This is a genomic window from Haloarcula nitratireducens (assembly GCF_019599505.1).
The window spans coordinates 416,795-436,393 of sequence record NZ_RKLT01000001.1 but is presented as its reverse complement, the minus strand read 5'-3'; the positions used below and the strand labels follow the sequence as shown (position 1 = coordinate 436,393).

The window sequence follows — 19,599 nt, the reverse complement described above, 5'->3', positions numbered from 1 at the left end:
GGTGCGGACAGTTCGGATATGAGCGACGACGAGAACGAGGAAGAAGAGGACGCGCCAGCCGTCGAACTCGGCGAGGGACCCGACGTCGAGGGGGCACCGCTGTCCCGCGTCACGGCGCGGCTCACCTGGGGCATCGAGCACAGCACGATCGTCGAACGGGAGGGTGACTCCGTCGTCCGAACGCCCGACGGCCCGCAGCGGCTCTCCGAGATCATGGCCGACGTCGACCAGACGTACTTCTCGGACCGACACGAGTTCACCGAGTCGGTGCGAGGCGCCATCGGTGACGGACCCGTCCCGACCGAAAACTAGGGCGTCTCGTTCGCGGACTCCGGCTCTTCTACCGCCGTCTCTGCCTCGTCCCCCGACTCGTCGGTGTCGAACCCGTCGAAGTCTTTGCGGTCGCCCCACTCGTCGCGGGTGAGCCACAGGGCGACGCCGAGAGCGATGAGAACGGGAATCGCCATCGCCGCGAGGAGGAGGGCGACGACGAGGAGTCCACCGGCATCGATGGACTGCAAGAGTGAGCTCATGCAACGGGGTTAGACGGGGGCGCTCAAACCGTTTTTGCGACTATCGCATCGCTTCCAGCGAACGGACGGTGTCGGAGATGAGCCACGCTCCCTCTCGTTCGTTGGATTCGATGCTCAGCGCGTCGAAGGAGTCGCGGCCCTCGTCGACGGTGATGCGGTACGCGCGACTCGTCAACTCCTCGGCCCGGGCCGTATCTGCTGGCGTGGGGGACACACTAGACACACGCGGACTCCGACGGTTAAACCAGTCGATTCGGACCACACAGCCCGTGAGACTCCGTTTCTCTGTCCCTTATTCGACACGCTTCGCCCCGTCGCCGTCCGTCGTCTCGGCCCGACCCCGTCGCTTTCCGAACAGGTACGCGGCGACGAGACGACCGAGCGGCACGACGAGAAATATCGCCATCGTGACGAAGATGACCAGCGGCTCGATACCGCCGGGCGCGCCCGGAAACAGGAGGAAGGGGACCGGACGAGCGGGTAGCGAGGACGGCGACTTACCTATCACCCGGAGAACAGTTCAGAAATCGGAGAGCTGAGACTGGAGTCCCGCGACGAGTTCGGACTTGCGCCGGAGCGCGCCGACGCTCACGGGCAACTGGTCGGAGACGGCCGAGAGCGTCTCGTGAAACGTCTGGCCCACCCCCGGTTCGCCGTCGAAGGCGTTTCGCACGCCCTCGCGAACCTGCCAGACGCCGACGGGAGCCCAGTACTCGTCGGTTATCTCGCGGAGGACGAGACACTTCGCCTGCCGGCCCCGTTCCGCTAGATGTTCCAGCACGCCGAGTCGCGCGGCGTAGTACGCGCCCGCGGTCTCCTCGACGTACTGCGTGCGGCCCTCGTACCCCTCGTGGGCGCTGGCGAGATAGTAGCCCGTCTCGGGGCGGGGGTTCCAGACGCTCTGGGGGGCTTTCATCTCGACCAGTTCGAACTCCCAGCGCCCGGGTGCGAGCAAAACCCAGTAGCGGTTGCCCATGTACTCGTTGTACCACACCTCGGGCTTGTCGATGGTATCGCCGTTCCGGAGCGTCCCGCGGACGTACTGACCGACGGTGTCGTCGACGGCGGTGATCGACCACCGGGTCGGTACGAGCGACCGCTCTCTGGCCTGCCCGAGCGCACCGGCCGAGAGGATGGTGTTGATGTCGTATACGTCGAAGCCGCGGCGATAGAGGTACGTCATCGCGCCCTCGGCCCGCCAGTCGTCGTCCGAGAGCGTCTTCTCGACGGGCTTCGGAACGTGGGGGTTCTCCGCGAGGTCGGCCCCCGTGGCGTGCGCTCTCGGTCCGGTGGGCGTCCCCACGTCGTCGAATTCGAGGTCGAGTTCCGGTTCGCCGTCTAAGCCGACCTCGACGTCGACCGGGTGGTCGGCGATGGCGACTTCCCGCTGGACGCCGACGAACCCGTTCCAGACGTCGTACGCGCCGCCGGTGCCGCTCCCGCGGCCTCGCCCGGTGCTTACCGCGTCGACAGAGGTCGAGCGGGTGGAGTTGAGCATTCCGGTCCGCCGCTGGAGCACGTCCTCGATGCCGAGGCCGGCGTCGTACCACTCGCTGCTGGTGGCGAACGTCTCGGCCGTCGCGTCTCGGTCCACCGGCGAGAGGAGACCGGTCGAGACGTTCGGATACCCCGACCGACCGACGAATATCTCGGGCGAGGTAGAGCCGAAGAGCGCGTCGCCCTGCACCGCCTGCTCGAACTGGCGTTCGACGTCCTCCAGATGGTCGGTGATGGCGTAGGACTTCTCCGCGGCGAGGCGGCGCTTCTCGGCGGCCTCGTCGCGTTCGAACCCCTCGATGAACTCGTCGAGGTGCATCTGTCCGTCGTTGGGTCCTGCCGAGTATGAACCTGTCCCCGACGGGCGCACATGAATAACTATTACGTACCTGCACTGAGTAACAACAGGTGATATAACTCATGGTAGATACCACGAAGTGGACGGGACTCGGAGCCACCATCGCGGGGGTCGTCATCATCTTCCTCCCGGCGGTGTTCTCGGTGCCGTACGTACAGGCGCTCACGAGTCTCCTACTGGGTGAACTCGGTGCTCTCGCTGCCGGACACACGGCCTACCGATCGGCCTCGGGCAAACAAGCGAGTCCGCTCGGGGCGGTCACGGTCCTCGTCTGCGGTCTCTTGCTGGCTGCCTCGCCCATACTGCTCGCCCCCTTCGACCCGTTCCTCACGATCATGCTCGTCCTCGGCGTGATAATGGTCGTCGGCGGCGCAGCCGCCATCCTCGAACGGGTCATCGGCGGCGAGGAGGGACGGCAGACCGGCGCACAGCGGATCGCCAACAGCGCGGGCGAGAACTGAAGCCCCGCCGCTCGTCGTTTCTCGGGCGGACCACAACGGTTTTGCCGACAGGCACGACTCCCTCGGGTAATGCCGGTCATCGAGTGCGACGAGAGCGCCGCCCGCGATAGACTCAGCGATGCGGGCGTCAGCGTCGAGGAGGGAAATACGGACCACGAGCGCTGGCGCGCGGAGCACGAGGGGGCGACGGCCGTCGCCTACGACGGGAAAGTCGTCGTGCAGGGCGAGCACACCGCGCGGCTCGAAGCGCTCTTGCGCGAGGAGAGCGGCGGGCGCGTCCACGCCTACTTCGACGGCGCGTCGCGAGGCAACCCCGGTCCCGCGGCTGTCGGCTACGTCCTCGTCGACGATAGCGGCATCGTCGCCGAGGGCGGCGAGACGATCGGTCGAGCGACGAACAATCAGGCGGAGTACGCCGCCCTCGTCAAGGCGCTGGAGGTAGCTACCGACTACGACTTCGACGAGATCCACGTCCGCGGCGACTCCGAACTCATCGTCAAGCAGGTCCGCGGCGAGTGGAACACCAACGACCCCGACTTGCGCGAACAGCGCGTTCGGGTCCGGGAGCTGCTCATGGGGTTCGACGACTGGCAGATAGAACACGTTCCGCGGGAGATAAACGACCGCGCCGACGAACTGGCGAACGACGCACTCGATGACTGACCTGCCAGACGAGACTACCGACGAGATCGAACGACTGACGAAACTGGCCCGCGAGGCTGTCGACGAGCAGGCCGCCGCCGCGTACCGCGAGGACCGCGACGCGCTGCTGGACGAACACGACTACACCGCTCGCATCCGCGAGGAAGACGCCGGCGAGGTACTGGTCTGTCACCCCGCCGAGTGGGTCGAGGACGGCGTCATCCGCCCGGAGCGGGTCGAGGACACCGACCGCGGCGTCGAGATCCGGCTCTCCGGACCGGAAGACCCCGACGAGTGGGACGAGGTCGAAGAAGCGAACCGAGCGGTCGTCGAGGAGGTCCGGGACGAACACGGCGACGCTCACGGCGCGACGGCCGACGCGCTCGCGGACTTCATGGGGAACCACTACAGCAAAGCCATCGCGGACGCGACGCCGGAGGAACTCGCGGAGTTCCGCGAGCAGTACTTCCCGCGGAACGCGTGGCCGACCGACGAACAGCGGTCGCTGCTCGAAGCGTCGGTTCGGCTCACCGTCGAAAAAGCGGGTGGTCGGATCCCGGAGCGCTGACCCGTCGAACGCCGGCCCGTCTCACTCCTGGTCGTCGACGAGATCGCGGAGTTCGTCGGCCCGGTCGTTGCCGGTGACGAACTTCGAGAACTCCCAGCCGAGCTGGTCGAGGACCGCCTCTTTCCCGCTGTCGGTCAGGGAGTACTGGTTCGTCCGCTTGTCGAGCTCGCTCTTCTCGACCAGTCCCATCTCGACCAGGTCGTCGAGGTTCGGGTAGAGTCGGCCGTGGTTGACCTCGTCGCTGTAGTACGCTTCGAGTTCTCGTTTGATAGCGAGACCGTACCGCGGCTCCTCCGCGAGGATGACGAGGATGTTCTGTTGGAACGCCGTGAGGTCTTTCGCGATACCTGGACTGCCCGTAACGGATTGTGCCTCTGACATGGTGGAAGAAATGTCACCGAGCTATTTAATACTTGTTAACTACGATGCAGACGGCCGCTGCACCGGTAGATTGCGTATAATGTATCAGGTACTATAGGGATTCTATCCCGGTGCTGGTTACCGAGACCGGCGGCACATCGAGTGATTTCTTCGGCTCTTCAGTAGCGACCAGCTACTGACAGCGACTGCCGTCGTCGTTGCTCGGGTACCGTCGGACAAATACTTTTTGACCCATCCCGGCGCGAGACATTACGAAAACCATTTTTGGCGCGGCGTCGCAGTCGCCGACGATGACGAATCTCTGGGAAGACTTAGAGACCGGACCGAACCCGCCCGAAGAGATCTACGCCGTCGTCGAGTGTCTCAAGGGCGAGCGCAACAAGTACGAGTACGACAAGGACGTCCCCGGCGTCGTGCTGGACCGCGTGCTCCACTCGAACGTCCACTACCCGTCGGACTACGGGTTCATCCCGCAGTCGTACTACGACGACGGGGACCCCTTCGACGTCCTCGTCCTCGTCGAGGACCAGACGTTCCCCGGCTGCATCATCGAGGCCCGCCCGGTCGCCATGATGAAGATGGACGACGACGGCGAACAGGACGACAAGATCATCGCCGTCCCCACCGAAGACCCCCGCTGGGACTACATCGACGACCTGGAAGACATCTCCCAGCAGCGGCTCAACGAGATAGACGAGTTCTTCACGTCGTATAAGAACTTAGAGAAGGGCAAGGAAGTCGAGACGCAGGGCTTCGAGGACAAGCAGGCCGCGATGGACGCCATCGAACACGCACAGGACCTCTACGACGAGAACTTCTGAGCGACGCGCCCGCTCTTCCCCGCGACGAGCGGCACTCGCTCTCGTGTCCGTTCACGCTCGCCGCTCCCGTTCGCGTGCGCCGCTCGACCGGACGTATGCTCACCGATAATGACGGCAGTCGTTGCCGATTATGTATGAGCATGGGTAATCTTTTCACCGTCGCGCCCCTCCTTTCGACGTACGATGGCAACTGACCGATCCGACGGCGCGCTCGACGGACCGACGGCCGAATCGGAGCGAGAGGCACCGAGCGAACCGGGAATCGCACACCTGACCGTCGTTCCCGAGAACGCCGACCGCTCCCCGTAGCGACGCCGTAGTCGTACGCTTTGCCGCTTTCCGTGACGGGTCTACGAAAAGAAGCTTCTTGTCCCTGACCGGCCTACCTGCCCCCATGGGATTATTCGACCGTCTGAAAGGCGACGACGCGCCCCGCGTCGCCTTCTTCGGCATCGACGGTGTGCCGTACAGCCTCATCGACGAGCATCCGGACGTCTTCCCGAACCTCACGGACCTCAAGAACGAGGGGAGCGGCGGCCCCATCGATAGCATCGTCCCGCCCGAATCCAGCGCCTGCTGGCCCTCGCTGACGACCGGCGTCAACCCCGGCCAGACCGGCGTCTACGGATTTCAGGACCGCGAAGTCGGTTCCTACGATACGTACGTTCCGATGGGTCGGGACGTGCAGGCCACTCGCCTCTGGGACCGGGTCACCGAGGACGGCCGCGACGCGACGGTGCTCAACGTCCCGGTGACGTTCCCGCCCCAGCGAAACGTCCAACGGATGGTCTCCGGGTTCCTCTCGCCCGGCGTCGACAAGGCGGCCTACCCCGACGAACTGCGCGACCGCCTCCAGGAGAGCGACTACCGCATCGACGTCAACGCCAAGCTCGGCCACGACGAGGACAAGACCGAGTTCGTCGAGGACGCTCACGAGACCCTCGAACGCCGGTACGAGACGTTCTCGCACTACGTCGGGCAGGACGACTGGGACCTCTTCTTCGGCGTCTTCATGACCACCGACCGGGTCAACCACTTCCTGTTCAAACACTACGAGCAGGACGGCGAGTACAAACAGGAGTTCTTCGACTTCTACAGGAAGGTCGACGAGTACCTCGGCAAGCTCCGCGAGCAACTGGCCGACGACGTGACGATGGTCGTCGCCTCCGACCACGGGTTCACCTCGCTGGAGCACGAGGTCCACTTCAACGAGTGGCTCGAGCAGGAGGACTGGCTCGAATACGAGGACGACGACCACTCCGAACTGGGCGACATCGGCGAGGACACGAAGGCGTACTCGCTCATCCCCGGCCGCTTCTACATCAATCTAGAGGACCGCGAACCCAAGGGCGGCGTCCCCGAAGCGGAGTACGAGTCGGTGCGCGACGACCTCAAGGAGAAACTCGAATCACTCGAAGGGCCGAACGGGAACGAGATCGCCGACCGCGTCGTCACCCGCGAGGACGCCTTCCGCGGCGACCACGACGACATCGCGCCGGACCTCGTCGTCGTCCCGAACCACGGCTTCGACCTCAAGGCCGGCTTCAAGGGCAGCGACGGCGTCTTCGGTATCGGCCCGCGCAACGGGATGCACTCCTTCGACAACGCGACCCTGCTCGTCGACGACGCCGACGCCCGCATCGAGGACGCCGACCTCTACGACATCGCCCCGACCATCCTCGACCTGCTCGACCACGACTACGACCGCACCGAGTTCGACGGCGCGAGCTTAGTCTGACCTACTCTCTCCTGTGCTGGCCGGGAGTGCGCTCCGTCGCACGACCCGGGGAAGGGCAGGACTGCACTGGAGGCATACCGCGACGGAGGCGCGGTTTCGCCGCGAGTTCGGCTTTTTAGCGTAGATTTTTGCAAGCCGAGCCGGACCGAAGGTCCCGCTGGCCGTGCGAACGGGCACTTCGCGCCCGTGAGCAGACCGGGGTTCCCACAGCGCCCGGAGGGCGCGAGGAACCCCCCGCAGTAAAAAGGTACTCTTAGAGCAAGCTATCCAGATCGTCGTTAGTGAACTCGTCGGGGTCGACGGAGTTGCCCTGCGATTTGGCGGCCTCGTTCGCTCGTTCCATGAACTGGTCGACGCGGTCGGAGCGCTCGACGCCCGAGAGGACGACCAGCGCGGCGAGTTTATCGGAGCCGAGCGGGAAGTCGCCGCCGCGGACCTCCATGCTGCCGGTCTGGTCCTCGACCCAGCGGCGGGCGCGCTCGACGCCCTTCCGGGAGATACGTTCGGGGTCGCCGGCGATGACCAGCAGCGCGGACTCGGCCTCGACGGCGTTGGGGAGGCTCATGCTGGTCAGGAGGGCCTTCCGCGTGACGCTCGTGATGGTATTGACGTTCTCGCCGGCGTCCTCGCTGGCCTCGGCGCTGGCGTAGCCGACGGAGGAGATGCCGCCGCCGCGGAGGGTGTTGATGATCTCCGAGGAGTCGACGACGCTCTCGCCGACGCCCTCGACGGCCTCGCCGGAGGCGAGTAAGAGGCCGACGCGCTGGGAGATGGCGTCGTTGACGCGCTCGTAGCCGTCGGCGACGCTGTCGCCGGTGCCGCGCCAGGCGTCGTTGTCGACGAGGAGGAGGGAGTCGGCCTCGCGGGCGGCGGTCTTGAGCGAGCGGCCGGCGTTGGCCTGATAGAGGCCGCCCTCGTCCTTGCCGGGGAGGATGCCGAGGACGTAGACGGGCATCTCGTAGATGCGGTTGAGTTCGCGGGCGAGCATCGGCGCACCGCCGGAACCGGTGCCGCCGCCGAGGCCGGCCACGACGACGACGGCCTCGGCCTCGGTGGTGATGCGGCCGTCGAGGCTGTCGAGGACCTCGACGGCGTTCTCCTGCATGATCTGTGCGCCGAGTTCGTTGTCGCCGCCGACGCCGTGGCCTTTCACCCGGTCCTGGCCGATGAGCGTGGTGTCGATGCCGAGGTTCTGGAGGTCCGCTTCGGCGCTGTTGACCGCGAGGGCACCGCGTACGGCGTTGAACCCCATGTCGTAGTCGAATTCGGCGAGGGACTCTGTGACCTTTCCCCCGGCTTGGCCGACGCCAATCAGGACGACTTTCATATGCATCGAATTTGTCGGGGAACTAATCAACGTTGCCCTGATACGTACGTGCTGAGTACGCGGTATCTATTACCTGCTCGCAGTGACTACTCACTCGATACGGAGCGTGTAGATCCGCTTGCGGGCGTCGGCAAAGGAGAAGCGCGAGGCGACGACGTCGGCTTCTTCGAGGCGGTTCAGCGCGTAGCGAACGGTGCGCGGCGGCAGCAGCGTCTCCTCTGCGAGCTGGCTCTGGGTCAGCGTCTCGTTGTACTCTAGGACCTTCGCGACGAGTTTGGCGCTCGGCGGGAGGTCGCGAACGGCCTCCCAGCCGACTGCCTCCTCGTCCGCTTCGACCTGTTGAACGTCGGATGTGCTCATCTACTCCTGCCTATCAGATACAGCGTAATAATATTTCCCGTTCTGTTTCATGCGTCGTGAGAATCTTCCGGCAACCTTCGCAATCGTGTAGCGAGTGCTGCCCGAAAGTTTACGTCGGAAACCCGCGGCCTAGGGGACGTGGACGAAGTGGAGGTCAGTACGATCGTCTACGCGCCCCCCGAGGAGATGTACGAGTTCCTCCTGGATTTCCCGGGATACGCGCGCTATTCGGAGTACATAGAACGGGTGACACAGGCCGGCGACGGGATGTCCGGGACCAGATACGACCTCGTGTTCTCGTGGTGGAAGCTCACCTACACCGCGCGCTCCGAGGTGACCGGCGTCGAACGACCCGAGCGAATCGACTGGCGCATCGTGAAAGACATCGACGCCGACGGCTACTGGAAAGTCGAGTCGGTACCGGAGAAAGCGCCCGACGGCGTCGAGTCGGCTTCGCGCGTCGTCCTCCGCATCGAGTTCGACCCGGATTCGGTGTCGGAGAGCGCCGTGGACTTACCCCGACTCGTCTCGCTGGCCTGGGTCATCGAGAAAGTCAAGCCGCTGGTACGCAAGGAGGCGACCCGTATCGTCGAACGCGTCGTCGCCGATATCGAGGGAGAGCGCCGCGACGTCGACCTGAACATCCGAACCGGCCCGGATTCCCTCTAAAAGCGCCGCGTCGCGAAACCGCGTCGGTTACTCGACGTCCGGAGCCTCGTAGTCGCCGCCGTAGCGGACGAAGAAGTACGCCAGACCGAGCGTGGCGACCATCACGAACGACGTAGCGACGCCGAGGGTCTTCGCGCTGTTCGGCACCTCCGGTGAGCCCTCACTGCCGCCCTCGCCACCGGTGCTGGCAGTCGGGTAATCGGAGCCGACGACGATGGCGCCTTTCATGCCCTGCCCCTGGTGGGGCGCGCAGTAGTACGGATAGATGCCGTCTTCCTCGAAGGTGTACTCGTAGTTGACGCCGGCACTGGAGGTCGCACTCCCCGAGTCGAGCGGTCCCTCGCCCTGGGAGACGACGTTGTGACCGCCGCCCTCGCCGGTCCACTCCCAGAGGACCGTCGCGCCGTTGTCGACGTGGACCGCGGGCGGACCGAAGCCGAAAGCGCCGCCGTTCGCTTCCGTTCCGACCTGGACGGTCACCTCGCTACTACCGGTCTCGTCGACCGTGCTACCGGTGAAGTTGCCGACGCCGCTGAACCAGTTGCCGTAATCCGGCGGGCCGCCACCGCCGCCACCGCCGCCGCTGGTGCCGTTGCCGCCGCCACCGCTGCTCGTGCCGTTTTCGCTGCCGCCGCCGGTTCCGGTGCCCGTTTCGGTTCCGGAGGGGGTGCCGGTCCCGCTCGGCGTCCCCGTGCTGGTACCCGTCGCGGTCCCTGTGCTGGTGCCGTTCTCCTGTGCGGCCGCGGCCCCGGTCGCGGCCGAGACAGCAGTCGCTCCTGCGGCGGTGCGCAGGAAGGTCCGGCGAGACACGTCCGCACTACCGTCTGTCATACTCGGCCCTTGGTGACTCCCCGTCCTGAATATGTCGGTTTCGAGTCGGCGGGGGACCCGCTTTCCTAACTCCTTTCCGAGTCACTCCCCTTGGCTCTGTGTGACCCAACTGGACTCCACTCCCGATCGCATCCCGCGCCGGAACGGGATGCCGATGCTCGGCCTCGGAACGTGGCAGAACGACGACCACGACGAGTGCGCGACGAGCGTCGAGACGGCCCTGGAGATGGGGTATCGCCACGTCGACACCGCACAGGCCTACGGCAACGAGGCCGCCGTCGGCGACGGTATCGCCGCGGCCGACGTGGACCGAGAGGACCTCTTCGTCGCGACGAAGGTCGACACCTCGAACCTCGCCCACGACGACGTTCTCGAGACCGCCGAGGAGAGTCTCGACGACCTCGGCCTCGACAGGGCCGACCTGCTGTACGTCCACTGGCCGGCCGGCGAATACGACGCCGAGGGGACCCTCTCGGCGTTCGACGAACTGCACTCCCGCGGGAAGATAGACCACGTCGGGCTCTCTAACTTCCCGCCGGAGCGAGTCGAGGAGGCCGCGGACATCCTCGACGCGCCCGTGTTCGCCAACCAGGTCGAGATGCACCCGTTCCTCCAGCAGGAGGAACTGCGCGCCCACGCCGACGAACACGACTACGAACTCGTCGCGTACTCGCCGCTCGCCCGCGGCGAGGTGTTCGAAGACGACGTGCTCACCGACATCGCCGAAGACCACGACGCCAGCGCGGCACAGGTCAGTCTGGCCTGGCTCCGCGAGAAGGGCGTCACGGCTATCCCGAAGGCGACCGGCCGCGACCACATCGAGGACAACTTCGAGAGCGTCGAGATCGACCTCTCCGGAGACGAGATCGCTCGCATCGACGACATCGAAGAGACGAACCGCATCGTCGACCCGGACTGGGGCCCCGACGCCTGGAACTAACGACGAGCACAGGCCGCCTCACCTGATCGGAGGGACTGATTCGGGCGACTGAGTCGGTCTGTCCCCGATAACTTCCCTATCAGAAACGAGAACGGGGTCGAAGCTTTAACCCCGACCGAGGGAAACTGGCGGATATGTCTACCGGGACCAACGGGGTCGTAAGGGGTATCCAGATCGACCTCAGGCGGTTGCACGAGACGTGGATGGAGCTAGCCTATCCGCGCCAGCGGGGCGCGAGCGACACCGTACTGGGAACATGGCAACCGGACTCACAGTTCGGCATGGCGCTGTATCGACTGTGGTCCGCGCTCGGGGTCCCAATAATCGCGTTCCTCTATCCGCTGGTGTTGCTCGGCGCGTTCGTCCGCTTTCAGACGCGACGCATCAGTAGCACGGCCGCGCGGCTGGGCCTTCTCGGCGTCGTCGTCCTCTCGCTGGCCGTCTGGGGCGGGCTCGCCGCGCTGGCGCGGTTCCGACTCGACTTGCTCGCGGGCGGCTTCCTCGCCATCGTCATCGCCGGCGGCGTCGCGACGGCGTCGGCCGCGCTGGCGGTCGGTGCCCGCCGCGTCGGCGGCCGAGGGACGACAGTCCTGCTGGCCTATCCCCTCGCGATGACCGCGCTCTTCTTGCCCCCGGTCGTCGCTGCGCTGTTCTCGAAGACCCTCGCGGCGATCGTCCTCCCCAACAGCACCGCTCTCGCACAGTGGCTGCTGGACAACGCGCTCGCCCCCGTCGGACTCGCCGAACTGTTCTCCGAGACGTTCGACCTCGAAGGAACCGCCTACGTCGTGATGTGGCTCGCCATCTCGGTCCCGCTGGGCTGGGTTCTGGGAACGCTGGTCTCGCTCGCGGACCTCGTTCGCCCGACGGCGTGACCGCGAAGCGAACGCTTAGTGCCGCGATATCGCACGTTACATCGAGAGTTCGCTCGGTCGGATCACCCGCTCTTCCGGAACGTCTCTCCCCTCGCCGGCGACCGCCACGTCGCCCGACTCGTCGTCACCACCGCCGAACAGCACCGTCGCACCGACGCGCATCGGCGCGAGCAGGCCGGCGACGAGCGCGCCGCCCGTCGTGACCGGCGCGCGAACGGCTACCGTCGTCGCCTCGTCGATGTCGTGGTCGGCAACGACTCGCTCGCTGGCGGCCAGCAGTTCGCCGTGGGTATACGTCCTCTCTCCGGCGAGCGCGTCGTCTTCGGGACCGACTTCCGCCGGCGGGGCGAGCGGGTTCTCGCTCCACAGCTCGCGCTCGAACTGCGCGACGGTCGGGTCGTCGATCGGCCCGCCGTAGGACAGGGCCTTCGTCCCCGGCGCGAGTTCGTAGCGCTCTATCCACGCGGCGGGCGCGACCAGCGCCGTCGCGTCCACCGCTCCCGGCGGGTCCATATCGACGACCGCGCCGTTGAGCGTCGCGGCGAGGAACGCGAGTAGGGCGTCCGGCGCGTCGCGGAGATAGCCCGGTTCGTCCTCGTCCGCGGGGTTCTTCGGCCCGACGACCACGGCGACGCGGGTCCCCTCGCGGACGCCGTAGTGGCGCATGAGGTTCCCGCCCTTCCAGACGTTCGTACAGAAGTCGCCGTAGCTGTACGGTGCGTTGCGTTCGGGCGCGCTGAAGAGGACGCCGTCGCGGGCCCGCGCGTCCGCGACGAGGTCTGCGAGTGTCTGCATGGCTGTCGGTTGGGAACGACCCGACAAAAGGGAGACGGAAACGAGAACGGACCGCTCGACGGGAGCTTACAGCGAGTTCTTCAGTTTCTCGAAGAAGCCCTCCTCGACGTCGACCTCCTCGCCGCCGGCCTCGGCGAACGCCTCGAGCGCTTCCCGCTGCTCGCTGTTGAGGCTGCCGGGCGTGACGACCTGCACCTGCACGTAGAGGTCGCCGTTGCCGCGGCGGCGCAGGCGGGGCATCCCCTTGCCCTCTAGCCTGAACACTTCGCCGCTCTGGGTCCCCGAGTCGATGTCCATCTCCACCTCGCCGTCGAGCGTCGGGACGGTGATGGTGTCGCCGAAGACGGCCTGCGGGAAGGAGATGGCGTGCTGGTGGGAGAGGTCGTCGCCGTCGCGTTCGAAGTCCGGGTGGTCCCGGACCGAGACCTGGATGAGCAGGTCGCCGTTGGGGCCGCCGCGCTCGCCCGGCGCGCCCTCGCGTTCCATCCGGAGCGTCTGTCCGTCAGCGATACCGGCGGGGACGTCCACTTCCAGCGTCGCCTCGTTCTGGACGGTGCCGTTGCCGCCGCAGGTCGAACAGGTCTCGTCGTACAGCGTCCCGTCGCCCTCGCAGCGCCGACAGGTCGCGGTCTGCTGGACCCGACCCATCGGCGTCTGCTGGACGCGCGTGGTCTGGCCCTGTCCGTTACACTCCGGACAGGTCTGGGAGTCGGCGTCCGGCGGATGACCCTTCCCGTCGCAGTCTTCACAGGTCTCGGGTCGCGTGATCGTCAACTGCTTCGTCGCGCCGTCGTAGGCCTCCTCGAGGTCGATCTCCAGTCGCGTCTGGAGGTCCTGGCCCTGCCGCGGACGGTTGCCGCCACCGCCGCGTCCGCCCCCGCCGAAGAACTGGTCGAAGATGTCCTGCATGTCGAAGCCGCCGGCCCCGCCGAAGGGGTCGCCGCCCATGCCGCCGCGGCCGCCGGCGCCGCCGCCCGCTCCGCCGCGCTTCTCGGCCTGCTCGAAGCGGTCGTGGCCCATCTGGTCGTACATCTGTCGCTGCTCCTCGTCGGTCAGGACTTCCTTGGCCTTCTTGGCCTTCTTGAACTTCTCCTCGGCGTTCGGGTCGTCGCTCACGTCGGGGTGATACTCCCGGGCCTTCTCGCGGTACGCCTGCTGAATCTCGTCTTCGGAGGCGTCCCGCGAGACGCCCAGTACCTCGTAGAAATCCTGGCTCATTCGTTGTGCGTACGATACTCGATTGAGCCACTTCAAAAGAACGGGTCTGGGACAACCCACAGCGAATCGAGCAACGGCTTCGATCCGTCCGGTGAACGGGTAGAACGTATCGCCTGGTGCGATAACTTCGGGGTGGGAATGAAAGGGGCGGTGCGCTACGCGAACCCCGGCGATGTAAGGACCACAGCGAACGTAGTGAGCGAGGACCGCAACGAGCCGCGGGAGTGTAGCGCGCCGGGGCTTTCTGGCTGTTTACGAACGAAGCTCCGCTCAGAGCTAACTCGAAGACCGCGGCTACTAGCGCGTGACCGGGGCGCTTATTTCCGTCCCGCTGGACGAACCAATCGATGAGCACCGATACGCCGTCGGGGACCCGCGGTGTCGTGACCGTCGAGCGCATCGCAGTCTGGGGGGTAGCGCTGTTGGCCGTCGCGGGCGTCGTCGCCGTGATCGCCGGTCCCGGCGCTGACTTGCGGATGGCGGCCCCGGGCGTCACCGTCGACGGGAGCTACGACGCAGACGCGGGCGCGGTCACGGTCACGCTCGCGGGCGACGACCGGCTGACCTCGACCAGCACGAACGAACTGGCCGTCGTCGTCACCGACGCGAGTCGAAACGAGACGACGAGGCTCGTCTGGGCCGACGGCGGCGAGCTCCCGGTCGGCGCGGGCGACTCCTTCACCGTCGACGACCCCAGCGTCGACAGCGACGGGAACGGGAACTACCTCGACGGCGACGGCTCCGTGGGCTTCTACCTCGAATCGGGCGACGCCGTCGACGTCGTCTGGACGGGTCGTCTCGTCGGCGCGCCCGACGAACGCACCGACACGCTGGGAACGGTAACTATCGGCAACGGGTCAGCCTGACCGTCGAGTCGCCGACGCGAGTTCGGTCCAGCGAAGGTTTACACCCTTCTGTGTTGATTGTTCGCACATGGCTACTGAGGACGCGTATCAGGAACTGTTTCCGCTCGATCGTCTCGCCGAGGACTCGCCCGAACTCGTCCAGGTAGGCGGACGCTCTATCGCGCTGTTTCACCACGAAGGAAGGGTTTACGCCGTCGACAACCGCTGTCCGCACATGGGGTTCCCGCTCTCGAAGGGCACCGTCGACGACGGCCTGTTGACCTGTCACTGGCACCACGCGCGCTTCGAACTGGCCTGCGGTGACACGCTCGATCCGTGGGCCGACGACGTCCAGACGTTCCCCGTCGAGGTTCGAGACGGCACGGTCTACCTCGATCCCGACCCGGAACCCGACGTGCCGCGGGCGACCCACTGGCGCAACCGCCTCGCAGACTCGATGCGGGAGAACATCGACCTCGTCGCGGCGAAGGCGATCATCAACCTGGACGACCTCGGCGAGGGCTTCGCGACGCCGCTCGAAACCGCCGTCGACTTCGGTATCACCTACCGAGCGATGGGGTGGGGCCGCGGCCTGACGACGCTCGGCGCGATGGCGAACCTCTACGACGACGTGGCTCACGCCGAGAAGTTGCGGGCGATGTACGTCGGCGTCACCGAGGTCGCGGACGACTCGGCCGGCGAACCGCCGCGCTTCGACCAGTACGAACTCCGCAACGGCGACCTCTCGAAAGCCCGCCTGAAGTCGTGGTTCCGCGACACCTGCGAGGTCCGCGACAGCGACGGGGCCGAGCGGTGTCTGCGAACCGCCGCGGCTCACCTCCCGCCCGAGGACGTGGTCGAGGTCCTGCTGGCCGCGGCGACGGACCACCTCTATATGAACGCCAGTCACACGCTCGATTTCGTCAACAAAGCCGTCGAGACGCTCGACCACGTCGGTTGGGCGAAGGCCGAAGACGTCCTCGCCGCGACCGTCGAGCAGTTCACCGACGCGAGCCGGAGCGAGGAACTCTCTCAGTGGCGACAGCCGATCGACGTGGCGGACCTGTGTTTCGACGCCCACGACGCCCTGCCGGACCTCGTGGCAGCCGGGGAAGGTCGCGAGTGGGAGCGTCCCGACGACCTCGTCGAGACGCTGCTCTCAGACGATCCGCGCGTCGTCGCCGAGGCGCTCGAAGACGCTATCCGGGAGGGTGCGACCGCCGAGCGACTTGCCCGGACTGTCGCGCTGGCGGCGACGCGGCGAGTCGCCCACTTCGCCACGAGCAACGAGTTCAGCGACTGGAATACCGTTCATCACACTTTCAGCTACGCCAACGCCGCCCACGCGCTCGCGGCCCGGACCGACGCTATCGAAGCGTATCGTCCCTGCTTCGACGCCGCGATGTCGGTCTACCTCGACCGCTTCCTCAACACGCCGGCCGCGCCCATTCCCGAACCCGGCGAGTCGGCGCGCGACCCCGAGACCATCCGCAAGGACCTGCTGGCGACGTTCGACGAACAGGGCCGCGTGAACGAGGCCGGCGCGTTGGTCAGCGAACACTTCGACGCGGGCGGCGGCGTTGCCGCGCTGAAACACACGCTCGCCGAGGGACTGCTTCGCGAAGACGCGGGGTTTCACGAACTCCAGAACGTCGAGGCGGCGTTCCGGCAGGCGGAGTTCGCCGAGGACGACGCCGAGCGGCGACTGCCGCTGATCGCGACCGCACGGTACCTCGCGGCGCACTTCCCGACGCGTCGCGAGCGCGAGCAGACGTTCACTATCGCCCATCGCTTGTTCCGGGGCGAGGCGATTCACGGCGAGGACGCCTGAGTCGCCCCGCCCGCCTTGGAGAGGTAGACCGCACGTCGATGCCCGTGAGTGGCGTCTCTATCAGTATGAGAGGTGAAAACAACTCGCGCGGGACCTCACCTCGGAATCGAACGTACGGATACACGCAGCACGTCGTCGACGCGTCTCCGGGTCGCAGATCCTCGACGATACACTTCGCCGCGGTCATCGGGACGCTGACTGTCGGAGTGGGCGTCGCGAGGGTCGGTCCCCCTTTCTCCCCCAGGCCGGTTGGCATCTAGCTGTCGGATTTCAGGTCACGCTCCTCGACACCCTCTTTCCCGGTCGGAGCGCAGTCACGAAACGCGTTATTTCGACCGACGCTCGAAACGCCGAAAACGAATAGTACGCGCGTGAAGCGCGGTTCTAACTACTTCCCTTCAACTGCAAGTCTGAGAGATAACCCGCTGTAACGACATGATTCACCCGTGGCATTATCTGGTTCGGTCATGGGGTTCGTGCTGAGCTTCGCCGTCGTCACCATCGCGACGTACGTCAGCACGAGCGTCCTCACGAGCGGGTCTAGTATCGGGTACTCAATATTCACGGCGGGACTGACCTCGCTGGTCTGGTTCGGCGTGACCTACCTCGTCTCCGGTACCATCGGCGTCAGCGGCTACTGGGTCGCGCTGGGCCCGTTACTCGCCGTCGTCGCGTACTTCCTCACCGTCGACCTACTCTACGAGGGGTCTCTCGTCCGCGCCGTCGGCATCTCCGCCGGGACGTGGAGCGTCACGTTCGCCATCCTCTTCGCCGCCGCCTACATGGGATACAGTTCTTTCCAAGCGCTCGGCGTCCCGCCGGGAATCGTCGCCGGTTGAGCGGTGCCGAGTGGTTTTCTGCGTCTAGCTGAGAGCGGTCGCTTCGCGGTTGCACGCGAGAAGACGACTCGTAGCCGTGCGGTCGAAAAGCCCCGCTTCGATCTCCGTTGAGCCGAAGAAAGGCGACTTACTCGTCGTCGTCCTCGTCGTCTACGTCTTCGAAGTCGGCGTCGACGTACTCCTCGCCCTGTTCGCCGGCACCACCGGGACCAGCGCCGCCGGGGCCGCCCGCCCCGCCGGGGCCGGCGCCGCCCATGCCGCCAGCGCCGCCGGCGGCCTGCTGTTGGGCCTGTCCATCGTACATCTGCTTGCCGATCTCCTGCAGCTCCTCGGAGAGCTCCTCGGTGACCCGCTCGTAGTCCTCGGTCGTGGCGTCCTCGTCTTCGAGGGTCTCCTCGACGTCCTCGATCTTCGCCTCGATGTCGGACTCGATGTCGTCGTCCAGTTCCTCTTCGTTCTCCTCCATGAGGGTCTCGGCGCGGCGCACCGCGGCCTCGGCCTCGTTGCGGGCCTCGATCTCCTTGCGCCGTTCCTCGTCCTCTTCCGCGTGCTGTTCGGCCTCCTCCTGCATCTCCTCGATCTGCTCGTCGGAGAGGCCGGCACCGCCCTCGATGGTGATGTCCTCCTTGTTACCCGAGCCCTTGTCCTCGGCTTCGACGTTGACGATACCGTTCTCGTCGATGTTGAACGAGACCTCTATCTGGGGCGTGCCGGCGGGGGCCGGCGGGATGCCCGAGAGCGCGAACGCGCCGAGCAGTTCGTTCTCCTCGGCGATCTCGCGCTCGCCCTGGAAGACGCGGATCTGGACCTGCGTCTGGCTGTCCTGGGCGGTCGTGAATATCTTCGATTCCTCCGTGGGAATCGTCGTGTTCTTCTCGATGAGCCGTTCGAAGAGGCCGCCCTTGACCTCGACGCCCAGCGAGAGCGGCGTCACGTCGAGCAGGACGATGTCGTCGACGTCGCCCGAGAGGACGCCGCCCTGGATGGCCGCGCCCAGCGCGACGGCCTCGTCGGGGTTGACGTTCTTCTTCGGCTCCTGTCCGGTCATCTCCTCGACCTGCTCCTGGACCTGCGGCATCCGGGTCGACCCGCCGACGAGGATGACCTCGTCGATGTCGCTCTGGCCGTAGCCGGCGTCGGAGAGCGCCTGCTCCGTCGGGCCGACGGTGCGCTCGATGAGGTCCTCGGTCAGCGACTCGAACTTCGCGCGCGTGAGCTTCTGTTCGAGGTCGAGCGGGCCGTCGTCGGTCGTGGCGATGAACGGCAGGTTGATGCGGGTCTCCTTGCGCGAGGAGAGTTCGACCTTGGCTTCCTCGGCGGCCTCGGTCAGCCGCTGGAGGGCCTGCCGGTCGTCGCGCAGGTCGACGCCATGTTCCGCCTCGAACTCGTCGGCCAGGTAGTCGATGATGGCCTGGTCCCAGTCGTCGCCCCCGAGGTCGTTGTCCCCGTTCGTGGCGACGACCTCGTAGACGCCGCCGCCGAGGTCGAGGATGGAGACGTCGAAGGTACCCCCGCCGAGGTCGTAGACCAGCACCGTCTGGTCGGACTCGTCGTCGAGGCCGTAGGCCATCGCCGCGGCCGTCGGCTCGTTGACGATGCGTTCGACCTCGAAGCCGGCGATCTCGCCGGCGTCCTTCGTCGCCTGCCGCTGACGGTCGTTGAAGTACGCGGGGACCGTGATGACGGCCTTCTCGATCTCGTCGCCGAGGTACTCCTCGGCGTCGCGCTTGATCTTCTGGAGGATCATCGCCGAGACCTGCTCCGGCGTGTACTCCTCGCCGTCCAGTTCCACGGAGTAGTTCTCCTCGCCCATGTGACGCTTGATGGACTGGATCGTCTGTGCGGGGTTCTTTACGGCCTGGTTCTTCGCCGGCTTGCCGACGAGGCGTTCCCCGTCGTCGAACGCGACGACGGAGGGCGTCGTCCGCTCGCCTTCCGCGTTGACGATGATTTCGGGGTCGCCACCTTCCATGACCGCGAACGCGCTGTTCGTGGTCCCGAGGTCGATACCCAGAATTTTGTTGCTCGCCATCTTACCCGGTTGTACCTCTCTGCGCCGGTTAAAAGTTG

The 19,599-nt window shown here is 66.2% G+C and carries 24 protein-coding genes; 13 read left to right on the top strand and 11 right to left on the bottom strand.

Going from position 1 to position 19,599, the window contains the following annotated elements:
• The first annotated feature begins 18 nt into the window (after positions 1–18).
• Complete coding sequence (locus EGH23_RS02205) at positions 19–312, top strand: DUF5789 family protein (RefSeq protein ID WP_220578396.1); 294 nt, start codon at positions 19–21, stop codon at positions 310–312.
• Here EGH23_RS02205 and EGH23_RS02200 read toward each other — a convergent pair.
• The 4 genes from EGH23_RS02200 to nreA form a co-directional block, all read right to left on the bottom strand.
• Positions 309–533, bottom strand: coding sequence for a hypothetical protein (locus EGH23_RS02200; protein ID WP_220578395.1), 225 nt, complete (start codon positions 531–533; stop codon positions 309–311). The two genes, EGH23_RS02205 and EGH23_RS02200, sit on opposite strands and share 4 nt — an antisense overlap.
• Before the next feature lie 40 nt (positions 534–573).
• On the bottom strand, positions 574–747 hold the full coding sequence (locus tag EGH23_RS02195) for a hypothetical protein (RefSeq protein ID WP_220578394.1): 174 nt from the start codon (positions 745–747) through the stop codon (positions 574–576).
• Positions 748–825: 78 nt separating this feature from the next.
• A complete protein-coding gene (locus EGH23_RS02190) occupies positions 826–1,041 on the bottom strand; it encodes a hypothetical protein (RefSeq protein WP_236044701.1) in 216 nt (71 codons plus the stop codon).
• Between the two features lie 12 nt (positions 1,042–1,053).
• On the bottom strand, positions 1,054–2,349 hold the full coding sequence (nreA, locus tag EGH23_RS02185) for a DNA repair protein NreA (protein ID WP_220578393.1): 1,296 nt from the start codon (positions 2,347–2,349) through the stop codon (positions 1,054–1,056).
• Positions 2,350–2,450: 101 nt separating this feature from the next.
• On the opposite strand from nreA, the gene EGH23_RS02180 reads away from it, so the two are divergent.
• From EGH23_RS02180 to EGH23_RS02170, 3 genes are all read left to right on the top strand, one after another.
• Positions 2,451–2,849, top strand: a complete 399-nt coding sequence (locus EGH23_RS02180) for a hypothetical protein (RefSeq protein ID WP_220578392.1) — start codon at positions 2,451–2,453, stop codon at positions 2,847–2,849.
• A gap of 69 nt (positions 2,850–2,918) precedes the next feature.
• On the top strand, positions 2,919–3,512 hold the full coding sequence (gene rnhA / locus EGH23_RS02175; protein WP_220578391.1) for a ribonuclease HI: 594 nt from the start codon (positions 2,919–2,921) through the stop codon (positions 3,510–3,512).
• Positions 3,505–4,059: a DUF7108 family protein gene (locus EGH23_RS02170; RefSeq protein ID WP_220578390.1), complete on the top strand. Its 555-nt coding sequence runs from the start codon at positions 3,505–3,507 to the stop codon at positions 4,057–4,059. The genes rnhA and EGH23_RS02170 overlap by 8 nt, the downstream gene beginning before the upstream one ends.
• A gap of 21 nt (positions 4,060–4,080) precedes the next feature.
• Here the strand turns inward: EGH23_RS02170 and EGH23_RS02165 are convergent, their stop codons facing one another.
• Positions 4,081–4,440 (bottom strand): PadR family transcriptional regulator, encoded by a 360-nt coding sequence (locus tag EGH23_RS02165; RefSeq protein ID WP_220578389.1) that lies wholly within the window; start codon positions 4,438–4,440, stop codon positions 4,081–4,083.
• 290 nt (positions 4,441–4,730) lie between these two features.
• Here EGH23_RS02165 and EGH23_RS02160 point away from each other — a divergent pair, with 290 nt between their 5' ends.
• From EGH23_RS02160 to EGH23_RS02155, 3 genes are all read left to right on the top strand, one after another.
• A complete protein-coding gene (locus EGH23_RS02160; protein WP_220578388.1) occupies positions 4,731–5,261 on the top strand; it encodes an inorganic diphosphatase in 531 nt (176 codons plus the stop codon).
• A 183-nt stretch (positions 5,262–5,444) separates the two neighbouring features.
• The gene (locus EGH23_RS26780) at positions 5,445–5,570 is read left to right on the top strand and encodes a hypothetical protein (protein WP_268899409.1); all 126 of its coding nucleotides are present in this window, start codon (positions 5,445–5,447) and stop codon (positions 5,568–5,570) included.
• Between the two features lie 85 nt (positions 5,571–5,655).
• Positions 5,656–6,999 carry an alkaline phosphatase family protein gene (locus tag EGH23_RS02155; RefSeq protein ID WP_220578387.1) on the top strand — a complete coding sequence of 448 codons (1,344 nt, stop codon included), beginning with the start codon at positions 5,656–5,658 and terminating at the stop codon, positions 6,997–6,999.
• Positions 7,000–7,252: 253 nt separating this feature from the next.
• On the opposite strand, the gene EGH23_RS02150 is transcribed toward EGH23_RS02155, so the two are convergent.
• Positions 7,253–8,326, bottom strand: coding sequence for a tubulin/FtsZ family protein (locus tag EGH23_RS02150; RefSeq protein ID WP_220578386.1), 1,074 nt, complete (start codon positions 8,324–8,326; stop codon positions 7,253–7,255).
• A 90-nt stretch (positions 8,327–8,416) separates the two neighbouring features.
• A complete protein-coding gene (locus EGH23_RS02145; protein WP_220578385.1) occupies positions 8,417–8,686 on the bottom strand; it encodes a MarR family transcriptional regulator in 270 nt (89 codons plus the stop codon).
• 138 nt (positions 8,687–8,824) lie between these two features.
• Here EGH23_RS02145 and EGH23_RS02140 point away from each other — a divergent pair, with 138 nt between their 5' ends.
• Positions 8,825–9,355, top strand: a complete 531-nt coding sequence (locus EGH23_RS02140; protein WP_220578384.1) for a type II toxin-antitoxin system RatA family toxin — start codon at positions 8,825–8,827, stop codon at positions 9,353–9,355.
• Positions 9,356–9,382: 27 nt separating this feature from the next.
• Here the strand turns inward: EGH23_RS02140 and EGH23_RS02135 are convergent, their stop codons facing one another.
• Complete coding sequence (locus EGH23_RS02135) at positions 9,383–10,186, bottom strand: halocyanin domain-containing protein (protein WP_220578383.1); 804 nt, start codon at positions 10,184–10,186, stop codon at positions 9,383–9,385.
• Positions 10,187–10,334: 148 nt separating this feature from the next.
• On the opposite strand from EGH23_RS02135, the gene EGH23_RS02130 reads away from it, so the two are divergent.
• Together EGH23_RS02130 and EGH23_RS02125 are read left to right on the top strand one after the other, a co-directional pair.
• Entirely contained in the window at positions 10,335–11,126 is a 792-nt protein-coding gene (locus EGH23_RS02130; protein WP_220579207.1) for an aldo/keto reductase, read from the top strand.
• 134 nt (positions 11,127–11,260) lie between these two features.
• Positions 11,261–12,001: a hypothetical protein gene (locus EGH23_RS02125; RefSeq protein ID WP_220578382.1), complete on the top strand. Its 741-nt coding sequence runs from the start codon at positions 11,261–11,263 to the stop codon at positions 11,999–12,001.
• A gap of 36 nt (positions 12,002–12,037) precedes the next feature.
• On the opposite strand, the gene EGH23_RS02120 is transcribed toward EGH23_RS02125, so the two are convergent.
• Together EGH23_RS02120 and dnaJ are read right to left on the bottom strand one after the other, a co-directional pair.
• Positions 12,038–12,796, bottom strand: coding sequence for a hypothetical protein (locus tag EGH23_RS02120; protein ID WP_220578381.1), 759 nt, complete (start codon positions 12,794–12,796; stop codon positions 12,038–12,040).
• Positions 12,797–12,862: 66 nt separating this feature from the next.
• Positions 12,863–14,014 (bottom strand): molecular chaperone DnaJ, encoded by a 1,152-nt coding sequence (dnaJ, locus tag EGH23_RS02115; RefSeq protein ID WP_220578380.1) that lies wholly within the window; start codon positions 14,012–14,014, stop codon positions 12,863–12,865.
• 347 nt (positions 14,015–14,361) lie between these two features.
• On the opposite strand from dnaJ, the gene EGH23_RS02110 reads away from it, so the two are divergent.
• From EGH23_RS02110 to EGH23_RS02100, 3 genes are all read left to right on the top strand, one after another.
• Positions 14,362–14,880 (top strand): hypothetical protein, encoded by a 519-nt coding sequence (locus EGH23_RS02110; RefSeq protein ID WP_220578379.1) that lies wholly within the window; start codon positions 14,362–14,364, stop codon positions 14,878–14,880.
• 67 nt (positions 14,881–14,947) lie between these two features.
• The gene (locus tag EGH23_RS02105) at positions 14,948–16,690 is read left to right on the top strand and encodes a Rieske (2Fe-2S) protein (RefSeq protein ID WP_220578378.1); all 1,743 of its coding nucleotides are present in this window, start codon (positions 14,948–14,950) and stop codon (positions 16,688–16,690) included.
• 446 nt (positions 16,691–17,136) lie between these two features.
• Positions 17,137–17,529 (top strand): hypothetical protein, encoded by a 393-nt coding sequence (locus EGH23_RS02100; RefSeq protein ID WP_220578377.1) that lies wholly within the window; start codon positions 17,137–17,139, stop codon positions 17,527–17,529.
• A 127-nt stretch (positions 17,530–17,656) separates the two neighbouring features.
• On the opposite strand, the gene dnaK is transcribed toward EGH23_RS02100, so the two are convergent.
• Positions 17,657–19,561 carry a molecular chaperone DnaK gene (gene dnaK, locus EGH23_RS02095; protein ID WP_220578376.1) on the bottom strand — a complete coding sequence of 635 codons (1,905 nt, stop codon included), beginning with the start codon at positions 19,559–19,561 and terminating at the stop codon, positions 17,657–17,659.
• Positions 19,562–19,599 lie beyond the last annotated feature (38 nt).

What these genes read in the sequence shown, in the direction of transcription:
- EGH23_RS02205 (WP_220578396.1), top strand. Translation starts at nt 19, where the DNA reads ATGAGCGACGACGAGAACGAGGAAGAAGAGGACGCGCCAGCCGTCGAA.
- EGH23_RS02200 (WP_220578395.1), bottom strand. Translation starts at nt 533, where the DNA reads ATGAGCTCACTCTTGCAGTCCATCGATGCCGGTGGACTCCTCGTCGTC.
- nreA (WP_220578393.1), bottom strand. Translation starts at nt 2,349, where the DNA reads ATGCACCTCGACGAGTTCATCGAGGGGTTCGAACGCGACGAGGCCGCC.
- EGH23_RS02180 (WP_220578392.1), top strand. Translation starts at nt 2,451, where the DNA reads ATGGTAGATACCACGAAGTGGACGGGACTCGGAGCCACCATCGCGGGG.
- rnhA (WP_220578391.1), top strand. Translation starts at nt 2,919, where the DNA reads ATGCCGGTCATCGAGTGCGACGAGAGCGCCGCCCGCGATAGACTCAGC.
- EGH23_RS02170 (WP_220578390.1), top strand. Translation starts at nt 3,505, where the DNA reads ATGACTGACCTGCCAGACGAGACTACCGACGAGATCGAACGACTGACG.
- EGH23_RS02165 (WP_220578389.1), bottom strand. Translation starts at nt 4,440, where the DNA reads ATGTCAGAGGCACAATCCGTTACGGGCAGTCCAGGTATCGCGAAAGAC.
- EGH23_RS02160 (WP_220578388.1), top strand. Translation starts at nt 4,731, where the DNA reads ATGACGAATCTCTGGGAAGACTTAGAGACCGGACCGAACCCGCCCGAA.
- EGH23_RS26780 (WP_268899409.1), top strand. Translation starts at nt 5,445, where the DNA reads ATGGCAACTGACCGATCCGACGGCGCGCTCGACGGACCGACGGCCGAA.
- EGH23_RS02155 (WP_220578387.1), top strand. Translation starts at nt 5,656, where the DNA reads ATGGGATTATTCGACCGTCTGAAAGGCGACGACGCGCCCCGCGTCGCC.
- EGH23_RS02150 (WP_220578386.1), bottom strand. Translation starts at nt 8,326, where the DNA reads ATGAAAGTCGTCCTGATTGGCGTCGGCCAAGCCGGGGGAAAGGTCACA.
- EGH23_RS02145 (WP_220578385.1), bottom strand. Translation starts at nt 8,686, where the DNA reads ATGAGCACATCCGACGTTCAACAGGTCGAAGCGGACGAGGAGGCAGTC.
- EGH23_RS02135 (WP_220578383.1), bottom strand. Translation starts at nt 10,186, where the DNA reads ATGACAGACGGTAGTGCGGACGTGTCTCGCCGGACCTTCCTGCGCACC.
- EGH23_RS02130 (WP_220579207.1), top strand. Translation starts at nt 10,335, where the DNA reads ATGCCGATGCTCGGCCTCGGAACGTGGCAGAACGACGACCACGACGAG.
- EGH23_RS02125 (WP_220578382.1), top strand. Translation starts at nt 11,261, where the DNA reads ATGTCTACCGGGACCAACGGGGTCGTAAGGGGTATCCAGATCGACCTC.
- EGH23_RS02120 (WP_220578381.1), bottom strand. Translation starts at nt 12,796, where the DNA reads ATGCAGACACTCGCAGACCTCGTCGCGGACGCGCGGGCCCGCGACGGC.
- dnaJ (WP_220578380.1), bottom strand. Translation starts at nt 14,014, where the DNA reads ATGAGCCAGGATTTCTACGAGGTACTGGGCGTCTCGCGGGACGCCTCC.
- EGH23_RS02110 (WP_220578379.1), top strand. Translation starts at nt 14,362, where the DNA reads ATGAGCACCGATACGCCGTCGGGGACCCGCGGTGTCGTGACCGTCGAG.
- EGH23_RS02105 (WP_220578378.1), top strand. Translation starts at nt 14,948, where the DNA reads ATGGCTACTGAGGACGCGTATCAGGAACTGTTTCCGCTCGATCGTCTC.
- dnaK (WP_220578376.1), bottom strand. Translation starts at nt 19,561, where the DNA reads ATGGCGAGCAACAAAATTCTGGGTATCGACCTCGGGACCACGAACAGC.